Origin of the sequence: Pseudoalteromonas sp. SR45-4, assembly GCF_014163535.1 — a bacterium.
GTDB classification, from domain to species: Bacteria; Pseudomonadota; Gammaproteobacteria; order Enterobacterales; family Alteromonadaceae; genus Pseudoalteromonas; species Pseudoalteromonas nigrifaciens.
Genome location: NZ_JACJDO010000006.1, coordinates 108226 through 123260, shown reverse-complemented (window position 1 = coordinate 123260; position 15035 = coordinate 108226). Strand labels below are relative to the sequence as shown.

The window sequence follows — 15035 nt, the reverse complement described above, 5'->3', positions numbered from 1 at the left end:
CCAGAGGTTTTCAGTGAAAACAAGGCGAATTTACGCGTCAATAGCTGGCCTATTGCAAGTAAATTCAACGCAGTTAGCGCTGAAAATAGCTGCTTGAGATAAGTTTATTATCCGGAGCTCAGGTTAATTTAACTAAATAGCAGGTTACTTACGTTTAGTTGGTTTAACACGCTGATTGTGCTTTTTAACCGCTTTACGTATTTGGTTTATTTTGGCACGCTTATCTTTGCGTTTTTCAGGCATTACAGAAAGCTTAGTTTGTGTTTCACGTCCTAACTTAACTGTTTTACGTAAATAGTTTACAGTGTCTAGGTCGTATTCAATCCAACCACCTTGTGGTACGCGCTTATCCAGCTCTAATTTACCGTAACGAATACGGATCAGGCGAGAAACTTCCACCTCTTGTGATTGCCATAAACGACGAACTTCTCGGTTACGTCCTTCATTAAGCGTTACATTGTACCAACGGTTTATACCTTCACCGCCCATAGGGTTAACCGTTAGAAATTTTGCTGGGCCATCTTCAAGTTCAACACCACGGGTTAAGTTTTTAATGGTTTCTTTGGTTACTTCACCAAATACACGGGCTGAGTATTCACGTTCAACCTCGTAACTTGGGTGCATGAGTCGGTTTGCTAATTCACCATCGTTAGTAAATAGCATCAAGCCTGCGGTATTAATATCTAATCGGCCAACCGCAATCCAGCGCTCGCCATCAATACGAGGGAGTCGGTCAAATACAGTACGACGACCTTCAGGATCTTTACGCGTGCTTAACTCACCTTCAGGCTTGTTATACATAATTACGCGACAAATTCTATCCGCTTTTTCTTCAATTTTTACTGTATGGCCATCAACGCGAATTGAATCTGTTTCTTCAACACGATCGCCTAATTTAGCCACTTTGCCGTTAACGCTAACGCGGTTTGCATCAATGTATTTTTCCATTTCACGGCGTGAGCCTACGCCAGCACGGGCTAGGACTTTTTGTAACTTTTCACCTTGTATAACACTCATTCGGATGGTTCTCTCACAGAAGGATCACTTAATAACTGGTTAATTTTACTTTGCTGTTGCTCTGGCAAGGCAGGTAAATTATCTAAACCTGTTATCGAAAAATAATCTAAAAATTGTTTAGTAGTCGCATATAGCGCCGGCTTACCCGGCACTTCTTTGTGGCCTACCACTTTAACCCACTCTCTTTCGAGTAGTGTTTTAATAATATTTGACCCCGTAGTAACACCACGCACTTGTTCAATTTCGGCGCGTGTAATTGGTTGCCTATAAGCAATTAGCGATAATGTTTCGAGCAAAGCACGCGAATATTTGGGCGCGCGTTCTTGCCATAAATTACTTAGCCAAGGGCTTAAGCTACTACATGCCTGAAAACGATAACCACTGCCTACTTCTACCAAACGAATACCACGGGTCTGAAAATGTGTTTGTATTGCTGTTATTGCATCGTTTATACGCACCATAGATATTGCTAAATCGGCTAAAACAACATCCTTTAGATGACGTTTACTTAATGGTTTGTCAGCAACAAAAATCGCCGCTTCAATGATCTCAATTAATTGCTCATCACTAACTCGCCGACCCACCATAAACGCTCTTAAACTAATAAACACACACAGCCAACTATTATGCCAGAACTACAGCAAAGTAGGAAAACATATCGAGCAATTTAGTAAATCAAAGCCACAAAAAAAGCCAGTGCACAGCACTGGCTCCTTCCTCACACTTTAAAATGGTGTGCTTAGCTGTTATTGGCGCTTTTAAGTGCGTCGTCTTCAGCGACTGCATTGCCATATTTTTTTATGTAAGTTACAAATTCACGTTTGCTAACACGCTTGTCTTTATTTACATCCATATAGCCAAAGTGATTTGAAATATCATCATCGTCTGCTTCTTCTACCGAAATATAGCCACTTTTATCGTTATCTAAACTCGAGAAACTGCTTTGTATTTTATCAAATTTAGTAATATCCGCTTTAAATGCTGATTCGCTTACTTCACTGTCTGTGGCAACTTTTCCGGTATTTAATTGCATGTACGCATTAAATTCATTGCGACTTATTTGATTATCCATATTGGTATCAATATTTGAAAAGTGTTGCCAAATATTATCGTCATCGGCTTCAACTTTCGAAATAAAACCATCACTATCGTTATCTAAACTTGCAAAGTCACTATCAATTTTATCTAACCCTTGGTTAGATGCACAAGCTGCTAAGCTTAACGTTGCTAAAATAGTAGAGGCTAATGTTAACTTTTTCATAAGACGTATCCTTGTAGTTAATTAATGTCACTTTAACTAATACAAGTTAAATGCCAAAAACACTAACCCCTTAAAATCAATTAGTTACAACTAAAATATAAGTAAAAAACTAACGTAATACATTATAGTAATGAAAGCTTTTCTTCATGCCTTGTAATTTTTGCAAAAATATTGGTGTAATACCGGACATTACAGCGAGTGTTTTTACACTTAAAAGTTCAGCCAATAACTTCCTTGTTTCGGGCGTGTTATGTAAGTGTATTTACTGATATAATTTAACGCATTATATAGAACCAATTTTAAGGTATATGCTATGAAAGTGATTTCTTTCAATATCAATGGTCTGCGTGCGCGTCTTCATCAATTACAAGCTATTATCGACAAACATCAACCCGATATTATTGGCCTACAAGAAATTAAAGTTCATGACGAAGCGTTCCCACTAGAAGATGTACAAAAAATGGGATATCACGTTTATTATCATGGCCAAAAAGCCCATTACGGCGTAGCTATGTTATGCAAAAAAGAACCTAAATCGGTATTTAAAGGCTTTGCCACTGATACTGAAGAGTCACAAAAGCGCATGATCAGTGTTACCGTAGAGCAAGACAATGGCCGTGATTTAACGGTAATGAATGGTTACTTCCCGCAAGGTGAAAACATTAATCACGAAACCAAGTTCCCGTATAAACGTCAGTTTTATAAAGATTTAATGACCCACCTGCAAACAAATCATACCCCTGATGAAGACGTGATTGTAATGGGCGATATTAATATTTCACCTACCAACCTAGATATAGGTATTGGCGAAGTAAATGCTAAACGTTGGTTAAAAACCGGTAAATGTTCTTTTCAACCGATAGAGCGTGAATGGCTGGCAACATTACTTAATTGGGGCTTTAAAGACACCTTTAGAGAGCAAAACCCAGAAACCAGCGATCAATACTCGTGGTTTGACTACCGCTCAAAAGGGTTTTTAGATAACCGTGGCCTACGAATTGATGTTGTACTTGCAACACATGAGATAGCCGCGCGTTGTATAGACACAGGTATAGATTACGAATTACGTGGCATCGAAAAGCCATCGGATCATGCCCCTATTTGGTCTGAATTTAAATAACCCTATGCTTAGCCTCCCAATGCAAGGGCTACTTTGGGCCCTTGTAATCGCTATAAGCTTATTTAGTATTGATAAAGCGACCTATAAAGCACTCTACAATGTACCCATACGCCAAACAGGAGTACTTGCATGTGCGTTGGTGTTTGCTGTTTTATGGCGCATTAAAGCTGGTATTTTAACGGGCCTTGATTTACATATTTTAGGTATTACTGCAGCTACACTTATACTCGGTTGGCGTTTAACTATTTTAAGTAGTGTTCTGGCAACGGCGCTATTAGCCGCATTTGGTTTAATTGAGTTTGAGTTACTGCCAGTGCAATTGCTTATTGGCGCATTTATTCCTATTTTATTGAGCTACTTGGCTTTTATTGTTAGTTATCAGTATTTACCGCGCCACTTTTTTGTTTATATATTTGTATGTGCGTTTATTACGGCTGGGTTTATCGCCTGTATAAAAATAGCTTTAGGGGCATTATTTTATCTTGCTATTGGTCAATATAGCTGGCAACAATTAGCAGATAATTACGTTTACTTAAGCGCTATTATTTGGCTGCCAGAAGCCATGTTAAACGGTATGGCTATTACAATTATGATCACTTATCGCCCACATTGGGTAAAAACTTTTTACGATAAGGACTACCTAGGCTCATGAGTCTTGAATATAGCTGCCCACTGTGTAGCAACTTACTAATAAAAACAGCTAATATGCTTCGCTGTGAAAACAACCATAGTTTTGACTTTGCAAAAGAAGGCTATGTAAATTTATTGCCTGTACAGCAAAAAAACTCAAAACAACCTGGTGACTCATTAGAAATGGTGCAAGCTAGGCGCGCTTTTTTAGAGCGCAACTATTATGCCTTTTTACAGCACGAACTTGGCCAAATTATTAGTAATATAGCAGCTAATAATATTATTGACTTAGGGTGTGGTGAAGGATTTTATACCCAAGCTTTAGCTAGTAATACCCAAGCTACTGTGTACGGGGTTGATATATCGAAGGCGGCGGTAAAATATGCGGCAAAACGCTACAGCAATTGTCACTTTAGCGTGGCATCCATTAGCCAAGCACCTTTTAAAAGCTACTTTGCCGATGTATTGGTCAGTGTATTCGCACCATTATTTACTCAAGAACTAGCAAGACTTGCTAAACCCGGTTCAACACTCGTAGTGGCAAGCCCCGGACCTCAGCATTTAAAAGAGTTAAAAGAGTATATTTACTCAAGTGTTAATGAACATACACAAATAGAAGTACCTGCAATGTTTACACAAACATCGCAAACACTCATCACTGAGCAAGTTACCTTAAACTTTAGCGACGTTAAAAACTTAATAATGATGACACCATTCGCGTGGAAGTTCAGACCCGAGCACTGGCTAGCACTCGAAGAAAAAGGTGAACATAATGTCACCTTATCGTTTTATATTATACAATTCACAAGAGATAAAAGCATAGCTGTTGCGCACATATAAAGGCAACAGGCGCTTAAAATTGCTCTTTAGTGAACGTCTTGTCCATTTTATCAAACATATCGTTAAGTAATTCTTCAAGCTCCAAGTAACGGGGCTTTTTTTCGCTACGCTGTGCTTGATAGCCATTAGCCACCATTTTAGCATAAAGCTCGTTATACCAACGTTGCATGGCAGGCTCTAACTCGGTTTGCGCTCGTTTTCCTAACCATAACAAACCTTGTAAAGGGAGCGATATAAAAAAAAGCGCACTTGCAATTGCTTGCGGTAAAAAGTCAGAGCCAAGATAATTTAACTGAAAAAATAACGTTAACATGGCTAATATTGGCATTACCGTAATCGCCAACTCTGTCGCCTTTATTACTTTAAACTCAGCAAACAAAGGAGCTAATTCTTTTCGCATTGGCCATTTTTTAGCGTACACACGTCCTATTTGTACTTGCGACATCACACTTTTTTGCATCATGACTCCTCATACATAATATCAACACTACCAATAACATTGGTTGTTATCATGATAGTGTAACACAAATTATTTTATATGGAATTTTCATAAAAACGCACTAAACGAGTAAAAAATCACTCATACTTTAAGGCCTTTTGTTTGAACAGGTTTCGTCTCAATATTAATACATACGCTGTTAAGTGCTAAATGGATCTTTTCTAAACTAATAATTTTAAACATTATAATCAGTACGTTAAGCCACTTATACGCCACAATTCCCACAGTTATCCACAGAAAATGTGGACAACATAATTAACCTCACTTTTGCTAACGTAACCACAACTAGCTTAGTTGCTGTTACTGCTTTAATTTAAGGTTAATAATCTATACTATAACCTTATAGTTATTGCTGTTCGTCGGGCTTTTAATGTCAAAAAAAGCATTACAATTGCATAGTACAGTCGATACCGATTATATATTAGTAAAAAAACACACCGTAGATTTAGCTATTACCGCTTTGAAAAAAGATGGCTATAACGTAATTTTTGAGTGACTTATGAAACCGCAAACAATAGATTATTTAGCTCAGAATAAATTACCTCGTCATGCCATTAATATTACTAGCCCATTTTCAGGAAAAGTAATAGCACTTAACGAACACCCCGAACCACTTTTTCGCTTTGGCACATTAGGCCCAGGTATTATGGTACAGCTAAGCAACCATAAAATATTAGCCCCGTTTGACGGCACTTTGCTGCAGGCAAAAAATGCCGGCACCGAATTTATTTTACAAGCTAAAAACGGCCTAAAAGTACTGATTAATTTAACTATTGCGAGCTCGCAACACATTACCCATACCCACATAGCTCAGTTAAATGGTAGCAAAATAAGTAAAGGCCAACGCCTTGCTTATTTTGATTTACGCGAACTTGATACACCTATGCTAGCAAGTTTAATTTTGCTCAATGGCCACAGCCTAGGTACATTTCACTTTTCACACTTGCAGGTAAATGCGGGTGTCGATACTTTATTAACTATTATTAAAAAGAAGTAGATTTATGATCACCCTTTACGGCATAAGCAATTGCGACACTATAAAAAAAGCTAAAAAATACTTAACCGATAACAACATTGAGTTTACTTTTCATGACTATCGCAAAGATGGCGTAAACGAGAGTATGGTTAGCAACTTTGCTGATAAACTTGATTGGGAGCAGCTTGTAAACAAGCGTGGCACCACTTATCGCGCTTTAAGCGATGATGAAAAACAAAGCTTAACTAGAGAAAAAGCGATACCGTTATTAGTTGAGCAGCCTGCAATGATAAAACGCCCTGTACTGGTTAATAATAACGAGTACCACTTAGGTTTTAAAGCAGCACAATACGATGAGATTTTTAAATAATGACAAATGACGTAATCGCTCTAGCGCAAGCCTTAATACAACGCGAGTCAGTAACACCTGAAGATGCTGGCTGCCAGCAAATGATGAACGATAGATTGCAAGCAGTTGGCTTTAACATCGAATCGTTATTTTTTACCGATACCTTAAATACTTGGGCACGCAAAGGGACGCAATCGCCACATTTTTGTTTTGCCGGGCACACCGATGTAGTCCCCACAGGCCCTGAGAAAAACTGGCAGTACCCGCCATTTTCTGGCCTAGTTGAAAATGGTTTATTACACGGGCGCGGTGCAGCCGATATGAAAGGCTCATTGGCAGCTATGCTGGTTGCTACTGAGCGTTTTGTAACAAAGCACCCAGATCATAAAGGCTCTATTTCTTTTTTAATTACTTCAGATGAAGAAGGCCCATTTATAAACGGCACTACTCGGGTAATTGACACCCTTGAAGCTCGCGGTGAAAAAATAGATATGTGTTTAGTTGGCGAGCCTTCATCTCGTGATGTATTAGGCGATGTAGTTAAAAATGGACGCCGAGGCTCACTGACCGGCTTTTTAACTGTTAAAGGTATACAAGGGCATGTGGCATACCCGCAGTTAGCGCAAAACCCTATTCATTTAACTACCCCTGCACTCACTGAGCTAAGCCAAACAGTATGGGATCACGGTAACGAGTACTTTCCCGCCACTAGTTTTCAAATTTCAAATATAAATGGCGGCACTGGGGCCGGTAATGTGATCCCCGGGGAGTTAGAAGTACAGTTTAACTTTAGGTTTAGTACTGAAGTTACTCATATGCAATTACAACAACGCGTTAACGCTATTTTACAGCAGCATAATTTAAATTATGAATTAAGCTGGATTGTAAACGGCCAACCGTTTTTAACAGAGCACGGCCCACTGGTTGACGCCACAGTAAAGGCAATTAAATCGGTAACCGGTTTAACAACAAATCTAGAAACGACTGGCGGTACATCAGATGGGCGTTTTATTGCTCAAACCGGCGCTAAAGTAATTGAGCTTGGCCCGCGCAATGCCACTATTCATAAAGTAGATGAATGTGTAAGTACCGATGACTTAATTGCACTGTGCGATATTTACGAGCAAATTTTAGAAAACCTACTAACGTAATGAACTCAAAAAAAATAACCACAATGTGTATTACAGGACAAAGTGATACGCATTTAACCCAAATTCAAAATCATCGTTTGCACTGCAATATCGTTAATGATTTTTTAGCACTGCAAAGTGCCGCAAAAACAGCAGGGTTTGAGCTTACAATAGCTTCCAGCTTTCGTGACTTTAACCGCCAAGCGGCTATTTTTAACGCTAAATTTTCAGGTGCACGCCCTGTTTATAATAAACAACAGCAAGTTGTTGAATTAGATAGCTTAAGCGATATAGATAAATGTATTGCCATTATGCTCTACTCTGCACTGCCTGGCGCAAGTAGGCATCATTTAGGGACCGATTTAGATGTGTTTGATAAAGCGGCAGTGAGTGATGATTACCAGCTGCAACTCACGCCCGATGAATATCAACAAAACGGCCCATTTGCTCCACTGAGCGACTGGCTAGATGCTAACTTAGCACTATTTGGGTTTTATCGGCCTTATCAGCATGACTTAGGTGGTGTAGCCCCCGAGCTTTGGCATATTAGCCATATTAAGCAGTCGCAATTACTGGTTAATATGCTTAGTCTGCAAGTACTGCATGAGTGTATAAGTAATAGTGACCTATTAGCCAAAGAGGCTATTTTAGCCAACTTACCCATGCTTTATGAGCGCTTTATAATAAACGTTAGCCCTGTTTAACAGGGCTGTTTTTTATTGAGCGTAAATACCAGCACTGCCCCCAAAATAACACTGCAGGCAACTATAAATTGCACGGTTAACTGCTCAGATAAAAACACCACGCCCGCAATGGCAGCAAGCACAGGTACACATAGCTGCACCACTGCTGCTTGGGTGCTTTTTAATTTTGGCATTGCCGTATACCAAATACTGTAACCAATACCTGAAGCTATTGCGCCACTGGCACATGCAAGTAACACTCCTTCTATGCGGATACTTTTTATATAACCCATACCTATTATTAGCAATATAGGCAAAGCAACTAAGCTGCGAATAAAGTTAAATGCAGAGGTTCTCAGTGGTGATATACAAGCTTTGCCTCGTATACTATACACACCCCACGCTATGCCACTAATGGCCATAAGGGTCGCTCCAAATAATGAAGGTATTGCTGCAGAGGGCAACATTAAATAAACAAAACCGGCAAAAGCGCTTATAAATGCCAACCATTGTAATAGACTCAATTGCTCTTTTTTATAAATTCCCCAGCCAATCATAGTAAGTTGTACCGCGGAAAATAAAATAAGTGCACCAGTGCCGGTATCAAGCTCTATATACGCGATAGAAAAACACAATGCATAAACAAGCAAACTAATACTACTTCGCCAACTTCCTGTATCTTTTAATATTTCGCTATTAAACGTACCATTACGTTTTGTAGTATTAGTATAAAGCAGCATAATAATGGCTAAACATACAGCCCCGCTAAGTAAGCGAATAACAGTAAAGTTCCATGCATCTATATACCCTTGTGCGAGCGCCATTCTGCACAATAAAGAGTTAGCGGCAAACGCAATTAAAGCACTTAAAGTGTACAACGTTGTTTTCAAAAACAATCCTTAGCTAAAATAAGTACAGTTAACACTGCTAATTTAATGATTTTTAGATTTAGTTATTATAATAACATTACAATATTAATACGATTAACGCTTCGTTCACTGCTCGGCAGTTATGCTACGCTTTTTTACAATATTTCACATATTTTTTTAATGGGTGTATGTTAATCTTATTAAGTAAATTTAAAGGAGTGCTCAGTGCGCCGTAGCTTAATATTTAGTTTTTGTTTTATTTTAAGTGGTTGTAGTACCATAGGATTTAGCGATCTATTTAATGACTATGCGACTCAAGTAACCCCTGTAAGACAAGCAATAGAGAGTAACAACATAGCGCAAGCGCAGTCGCTTATTGCTAAAAATAGTAGTATGCACAGTAGCTACTTACTTAATCAATTAGAGCAAGCGCGCCTTGCCGACTTAGCTAATATGCAAACCGATGCGCAAAGCCAATTTGAAAACGTTTATCAACAAGTACAAAACAAGCGCGAGGCTGCCAAAGTTCAGCTCAGTAGTGGGCTTGAACAAAGTAATGCTTTATTTACCAACGACTCGGCTATTACTTATATACCCGCCCCTTATGAAATGAGCATGCTGCATAGTTATAAAGCGCTTAATTACGTATATAAAAATGATGTTGAAGGTGCATTAGTTGAAGTTAGGCGGGCTAATAAAGTACAAGTAGACGCACTTATTCAAAATCAGGCAGCGCTAGATTCCGCTACAAAAGAAGCGCAGCAGCATTATCCAAGTATGAGCAAGGTTACCCGAGACGTTAAAAATGGCTTTCAAAATGCTTATACTTTTTATTTATCCGCTTTATTGTACCAAAGCAGTAAACAGTATGATGATGCCTACATTGACTATAAAAAAGCACTCGAAATACAACCCAACAATATTTATTTGCAACGTGATGTACTTCGCCTTGCTAAAAAACAAGGCTTTGATCAAGACCTAAGTGAGTTTAAAAAGCGCTTTGGTGAGGCAGCAAATATACCGTCTGAACAAGGCGAAGTAGTTATATTATTTGAACAAGGCTTAGTGCCTAAGCAACACGAATTTAAATTACGTTTACCTATTTTTACCTCTGGCGGTAATGCACGTTTTTATAGCTTAGCCATGCCAGTTTATAAAGACAACGCCTATGTTCGTAGCATTAATAACATCAGTATTAATGCCCAAAACTTAGTATTAAGCCCGCTAGTGCACATAGAATCACTGGCTGCTAAAACGTTAGAAGATCAAATACCTGCCAGAATAGCGCGGCAAATACTACGTTTAGTCGCCAAAGAAAAAGTACGAGCCGAACTGGCTCGTAGCACCGGAGACGTAGGTAATATAATTGCGAACATTTATAACTTAGCCTCTGAGCAAGCCGATACACGTAGTTGGCTCACGCTACCAAATCAAATAAGTGTGGCGCGAAGTAGCTTAAACAGCGGCGCGCATTCATTAACCATAGGCACGCAAGCGCCAATAAATTTTACCGTTAGTAAGCAAAGGTTAACCTTAATTTATCTAACCTCTATAAATAACTACTTTAATTATCATGTAGTACAACTCTAGGAGCGATTATGAGATACATAATGCCATTATTTGCGGTTTTAATACTCAGTGCCTGTGCTGGCAAACCAGACACATCGGGTATAGTAATTGAGCAAGGTAATAAAACATTTAATCAGCAACTACGTGTTGATAACCCAGAGCTTGGTGAGAAACTAGCTATTAGTGACGTAAAAACACGTCAAACAAACCAATTAACTGACGTGGTAGTTACCTTAGCAAGCCAATATAAAAAGTCGCAATACTTACAGTATCAATTTAATTGGTACGACAAAGACGGCTTTGTTATTAAGGGTAATCACTCCCCTTGGCAAGCAATTACCTTATTTGGCTTTGCACAAACACAATTACCAGGGCTAGCACCCAGCCCAGATGCAGTTACCTTCTCATTAGCAGTAAGAGAAGTGTCTACCGATGCGCAAGAATTTAAAGAATAAAGGAAATAACAATGATCATACGTAAAAAATTCAAAACAGCTTCAACTTACGCGCTTATTGGTTTAAGTGCATTAGTATTAAGTGGTTGTGCAAATAAAGCGGTAGTTAGTTATGGCGACGCACAAGCCGTAGAAACCACTGACATTAACTTTGGCTCTACCGATTTACAAAAAGTAGCCAGCCAAATGACCGATTCACTATTAAGCTCTCCGGTTGTTGGCACCATGACCGCCAATAAACGCCCTGTGATATTTGTTGAAAGAATTAAAAACAAAACCAGCGAGCACATTGATACCGAATCAATCACCGACTCTATTTCAACTCAGTTACTGCGTAGCGGAAAATTTAGATTTGTTGATATGACCCGAGTTGAAGCTATACGTGAGCAGCTTAAATTTCAAAACGAAGATGCATTAGTTAACCCCACGACTGCTGTGGCATTTGGTAAACAAATTGGTGCGCAGTATATGCTGTACGGCAACTTATCAAGCATAGTTAAATCCAATGCTGACAAATCAGACGTATACTATAAATTTACCATGCGTTTAATGGATATGGAAAGTGGCTTAGTTGAATGGGCTGACGAAACAGAAATTCGTAAAACGAAAGAAAAATCAACCTTTGGCTGGTAGTCAATAGGAGTTAATTATGAAAGCGATTACTGTATTAATGTGTACATTACTTACGATTAGCGCACCTGCATTGGCTAATTACGAGCGCAATAAAGCAGTAGCAGTACAACAAGTGCTATTTGGCGATGTGCAATCAGTGCGTAATATTACTGAGCAAGAGCTAGTACAAGATCAAAGCAATGGTTGGAAAACATTTGGCGGCGCTTTGCTTGGCGGCGTTGTTGGTAATCAGTTAGGCGGTGGTAGCGGGCGTACCGTTGCTACTATTTTGGGCTCAGTGATAGGCGGCAATGTAGCGCATAATCAACAGCAAAAAAGCCATTACCAACAAACTCGTTTAGTAGAGTTATTAATACAAGTTGAAAATGGCGACCAATTTATGGTGGTTCAAAATCAAGACCAATCAATGCGCTTTAGCAAAGGCGATAGTGTAAGGCTGGTGTATTTAAACGATAACAGCGTACGTGTTGATAAAGCCTATTAATAGCAATTATATTAACTTTAGCATAAGTAAAAACGAGCCTAAATTGGCTCGTTTTTTGTGTGTTTTAAAAGTTAGGCTTGTCGGTAATCTTTAAAAAAGCGCTGCATTTTAGTCATCGCATCCGTTAAATCATCTTTGTTGGGTAAAAACACCAATCTAAAATGATCAGGCTCAGGCCAGTTAAATGCACGCCCATGCACCAGTAATATTTTTTCAGCTTTGAGTAAATCAAACATCATTTGCTCATCGCTTTTAATATTAAAGCGCGCAGTATCTACTTTAGCAAAAGCATATAAGGCACCTTTTGGTTTTACGCAGCTAATACCCTCTATTGCATTGAGCCCGCGCCACGCTATATCACGCTGTACATACAAACGCCCGCCTGGATTAATTAGGTTGTCGATTGATTGTACTCCGCCCAATGCTTGTTGAATGGCATATTGAGCAGGTACGTTAGCGCACAAACGCATAGATGATAAAATTTCTAGGCCTTTGCGTAAGTCACTCATAACCGACGTACGCCCACTTAACACCATCCAGCCCATTCTTAGGCCAGCAGCACGGTACGTTTTTGCTAAACCGTTAAAGGTAATAATAGGCACATCGTCGCACAGTGCACCAATTGAGTTATGCGTAATGCCGTCGTATAAAATCTTTTCGTAAATTTCATCACTTAACAGTAGTAACTTGTGCTCACGCGCTATGTCAATTAACTGCTGCAGTAAATCATCGCTATACACAGCCCCTGTCGGGTTATTTGGATTGATCAATACTAATGCTTTGGTTTTAGAGGTGATTTTACTTTTTATATCAGCAATATCCGGAAACCAATCTTGCTCTTCATCACATAAATAATGCACCGGATTGCCACCAGAGAGCTTTACTGCAGCGGTCCACAGAGGGTAATCGGGAGCGGGGATCAGCACTTCATCGTCATTATTTAACAATGCCTGCGTAACCATTTGAATCAGTTCGCTAACGCCATTGCCAATATAAATGTTATCTACATCTAAATTATATAAACCGCGTTGTTGATAATGCTGATAAATAGCCACCCGCGCCGAATAAAGCCCTTTAGAATCACAATAACCTTGGGCTGAATATAAATTGCGAATAATATCGCGGTGCATATCTTCTGGCATATCAAAGCCAAACGCAGCCGGATTACCAATGTTTAGCTTTAAAACTTTTTGGCCTTCGTCTTCCATTTTTTTAGCTTGGACTAAAACAGGGCCGCGAATGTCATAACAGACACCGTCTAATTTATGACTCATTTTAATTTCTGACATTACTACCTCTAAAGGGCACGAATAACCCTTAGAATAACTTAGTAAAGACGTAAAACACTAGTCAATTTAGTAACTTAATACTGAAATAAATTCATGTTTAATGCCTAAACCTACGCCTTTACTTATCTGCTTAACGTGATGCCAACCAGTTATTTAATAGCGTTTGAGATTGCGCCACTTGCGTCATTAACTGCGCTGATGCAGCAGTGGCTTGAGCTAAGTTATCGTTATTTAAACTTTGTTCAATTTCACCCGCTACCGCGGCCAAGCTATCGGCACCAAATTGAGCCGCATTCGACTTTAAACTATGAGCGTGGCGCACCGACGCTTCTTTATCTTGCCCAATTGTGGCCAACACTTCTGAGCCTAAGCGCTCAAATTCCACACAACAAAAGTCGAGAGTAGCTGCAAATTGCTCACCTAATAACGATTCCATACTCTCTAATGCTGCTTCGTTAATACTTACTTCTGTCATATTTTAACCCTTAAAAACAATCTATACTTAATTAACCTTAATCTATAACACTCTATAGCTAAGCGTAAAAAAATCCAACTTAATTACCTTATAAATGTATAATTACTCATAATGTACCTTCACCAAAAGTAGTTTAAATGGCTCGCCCACTGTGTAATTTTTGTTTGTTCGCACTTAATACTTGTATTTGCAGTGCTGTAACCTCTATTAACAATAAAGTAAAAGTAATTATTTTACAGCACCCTAGTGAAGAAAAAGTAACAAAAAACACGGCTAAACTATTAAATTTATGCCTAGCTGATTGCCAAATAATCAAAGGCGAAAGTAATAACGACTTTGCGCAGCTTCGTGCCCTACCTGCCAGCTCAACCGTTTTACTTTACCCTAATGAGCAGGCTATAAATTTAGATAATAACGACGCGCTAAACACACTACTGCCTATTACGCACTTAATTGTTATTGATGGTACATGGAAAAAAGCCTATAAAATTTTACAGCTAAGCTCGCTACTGCAACGGTTTCAAACTGTAAGCTTTGCTAATTTACCTAAAAATCGTTACACAATACGTAAAGCTCCCCGCGCAGATAGCTTGTCAACGCTTGAGGCCGTTGCACATAGCTTACAGCTTATTGAACAGTTAAACCCTGCCCCACTTTATAATTTACTTGATGAATTAATACAAAAACAAACCCATCACATGCCTGCTCACGTAAAAGCACGTTACTTATAATTTATGATTAGTTTTTATAAATGATA

General features: G+C 38.9%; 19 protein-coding genes and 1 pseudogene. 13 read left to right on the top strand and 7 right to left on the bottom strand.

The annotated features are described in order from the left end of the window. Positions 1–144: 144 nt before the first annotated feature. From rluB to H5058_RS04805, 3 genes are all read right to left on the bottom strand, one after another. Complete coding sequence (rluB, locus tag H5058_RS04815) at positions 145–1017, bottom strand: 23S rRNA pseudouridine(2605) synthase RluB (RefSeq protein ID WP_011328023.1); 873 nt, start codon at positions 1015–1017, stop codon at positions 145–147. Beyond that, positions 1014–1604 carry an SMC-Scp complex subunit ScpB gene (scpB, locus tag H5058_RS04810; RefSeq protein ID WP_086994328.1) on the bottom strand — a complete coding sequence of 197 codons (591 nt, stop codon included), beginning with the start codon at positions 1602–1604 and terminating at the stop codon, positions 1014–1016. The genes rluB and scpB overlap by 4 nt, the downstream gene beginning before the upstream one ends. 152 nt (positions 1605–1756) lie before the next feature. Then, a complete protein-coding gene (locus H5058_RS04805; protein WP_058373266.1) occupies positions 1757–2278 on the bottom strand; it encodes an EF-hand domain-containing protein in 522 nt (173 codons plus the stop codon). A 313-nt stretch (positions 2279–2591) separates the two neighbouring features. Here H5058_RS04805 and xthA point away from each other — a divergent pair, with 313 nt between their 5' ends. The 3 genes from xthA to H5058_RS04790 are packed head-to-tail and all read left to right on the top strand — an operon-like array spanning position 2592 to position 4868. Then, on the top strand, positions 2592–3398 hold the full coding sequence (gene xthA / locus H5058_RS04800) for an exodeoxyribonuclease III (protein ID WP_182677121.1): 807 nt from the start codon (positions 2592–2594) through the stop codon (positions 3396–3398). A gap of 4 nt (positions 3399–3402) precedes the next feature. Further along, positions 3403–4050, top strand: coding sequence for an energy-coupling factor ABC transporter permease (locus tag H5058_RS04795; protein ID WP_041454686.1), 648 nt, complete (start codon positions 3403–3405; stop codon positions 4048–4050). Then, a complete protein-coding gene (locus H5058_RS04790; protein WP_182677119.1) occupies positions 4047–4868 on the top strand; it encodes a putative RNA methyltransferase in 822 nt (273 codons plus the stop codon). The genes H5058_RS04795 and H5058_RS04790 overlap by 4 nt, the downstream gene beginning before the upstream one ends. A gap of 13 nt (positions 4869–4881) precedes the next feature. Here the strand turns inward: H5058_RS04790 and yfbV are convergent, their stop codons facing one another. Next, positions 4882–5328 carry a terminus macrodomain insulation protein YfbV gene (yfbV, locus tag H5058_RS04785; protein ID WP_011328017.1) on the bottom strand — a complete coding sequence of 149 codons (447 nt, stop codon included), beginning with the start codon at positions 5326–5328 and terminating at the stop codon, positions 4882–4884. Positions 5329–5764: 436 nt separating this feature from the next. On the opposite strand from yfbV, the pseudogene H5058_RS18685 reads away from it, so the two are divergent. The 5 genes and pseudogenes from H5058_RS18685 to H5058_RS04765 all read left to right on the top strand — a co-directional run. Then, positions 5765–5863, top strand: a pseudogene (locus H5058_RS18685) (ACT domain-containing protein); the annotation flags it as partial. 3 nt (positions 5864–5866) lie between these two features. Continuing rightward, complete coding sequence (locus H5058_RS04780; RefSeq protein WP_011328014.1) at positions 5867–6364, top strand: PTS glucose transporter subunit IIA; 498 nt, start codon at positions 5867–5869, stop codon at positions 6362–6364. Positions 6365–6368: 4 nt separating this feature from the next. After that, on the top strand, positions 6369–6713 hold the full coding sequence (locus tag H5058_RS04775; protein WP_011328013.1) for an ArsC family reductase: 345 nt from the start codon (positions 6369–6371) through the stop codon (positions 6711–6713). Next, the gene (gene dapE / locus H5058_RS04770) at positions 6713–7843 is read left to right on the top strand and encodes a succinyl-diaminopimelate desuccinylase (RefSeq protein WP_182677117.1); all 1131 of its coding nucleotides are present in this window, start codon (positions 6713–6715) and stop codon (positions 7841–7843) included. The genes H5058_RS04775 and dapE overlap by 1 nt, the downstream gene beginning before the upstream one ends. Then, positions 7843–8526 (top strand): M15 family metallopeptidase, encoded by a 684-nt coding sequence (locus H5058_RS04765; RefSeq protein WP_182677115.1) that lies wholly within the window; start codon positions 7843–7845, stop codon positions 8524–8526. Before dapE ends, H5058_RS04765 begins: the two co-directional genes overlap by 1 nt. Here the strand turns inward: H5058_RS04765 and H5058_RS04760 are convergent. Continuing rightward, positions 8523–9395 carry a DMT family transporter gene (locus H5058_RS04760; protein ID WP_182677113.1) on the bottom strand — a complete coding sequence of 291 codons (873 nt, stop codon included), beginning with the start codon at positions 9393–9395 and terminating at the stop codon, positions 8523–8525. The two genes, H5058_RS04765 and H5058_RS04760, sit on opposite strands and share 4 nt — an antisense overlap. 204 nt (positions 9396–9599) lie before the next feature. On the opposite strand from H5058_RS04760, the gene H5058_RS04755 reads away from it, so the two are divergent. Genes H5058_RS04755 through H5058_RS04740 form a run of 4 tightly spaced genes read left to right on the top strand, consistent with a single transcriptional unit; the run spans position 9600 to position 12514 of the window. Continuing rightward, positions 9600–10964, top strand: a complete 1365-nt coding sequence (locus H5058_RS04755) for a COG3014 family protein (protein ID WP_182677111.1) — start codon at positions 9600–9602, stop codon at positions 10962–10964. 8 nt (positions 10965–10972) lie between these two features. Next, a complete protein-coding gene (locus H5058_RS04750) occupies positions 10973–11398 on the top strand; it encodes a YcfL family protein (protein WP_089368187.1) in 426 nt (141 codons plus the stop codon). 11 nt (positions 11399–11409) lie between these two features. Beyond that, positions 11410–12030, top strand: a complete 621-nt coding sequence (gene lpoB, locus H5058_RS04745) for a penicillin-binding protein activator LpoB (protein WP_182677108.1) — start codon at positions 11410–11412, stop codon at positions 12028–12030. Positions 12031–12046: 16 nt separating this feature from the next. After that, positions 12047–12514 carry a glycine zipper 2TM domain-containing protein gene (locus H5058_RS04740; protein ID WP_182677105.1) on the top strand — a complete coding sequence of 156 codons (468 nt, stop codon included), beginning with the start codon at positions 12047–12049 and terminating at the stop codon, positions 12512–12514. A 71-nt stretch (positions 12515–12585) separates the two neighbouring features. Here H5058_RS04740 and H5058_RS04735 read toward each other — a convergent pair whose 3' ends face one another. Continuing rightward, a complete protein-coding gene (locus H5058_RS04735; RefSeq protein ID WP_182677103.1) occupies positions 12586–13803 on the bottom strand; it encodes a pyridoxal phosphate-dependent aminotransferase in 1218 nt (405 codons plus the stop codon). A gap of 130 nt (positions 13804–13933) precedes the next feature. Continuing rightward, complete coding sequence (locus H5058_RS04730; protein ID WP_011328003.1) at positions 13934–14278, bottom strand: Hpt domain-containing protein; 345 nt, start codon at positions 14276–14278, stop codon at positions 13934–13936. A 137-nt stretch (positions 14279–14415) separates the two neighbouring features. Here H5058_RS04730 and H5058_RS04725 point away from each other — a divergent pair, with 137 nt between their 5' ends. Continuing rightward, entirely contained in the window at positions 14416–15009 is a 594-nt protein-coding gene (locus H5058_RS04725) for a tRNA-uridine aminocarboxypropyltransferase (protein ID WP_011328002.1), read from the top strand. Positions 15010–15035 lie beyond the last annotated feature (26 nt).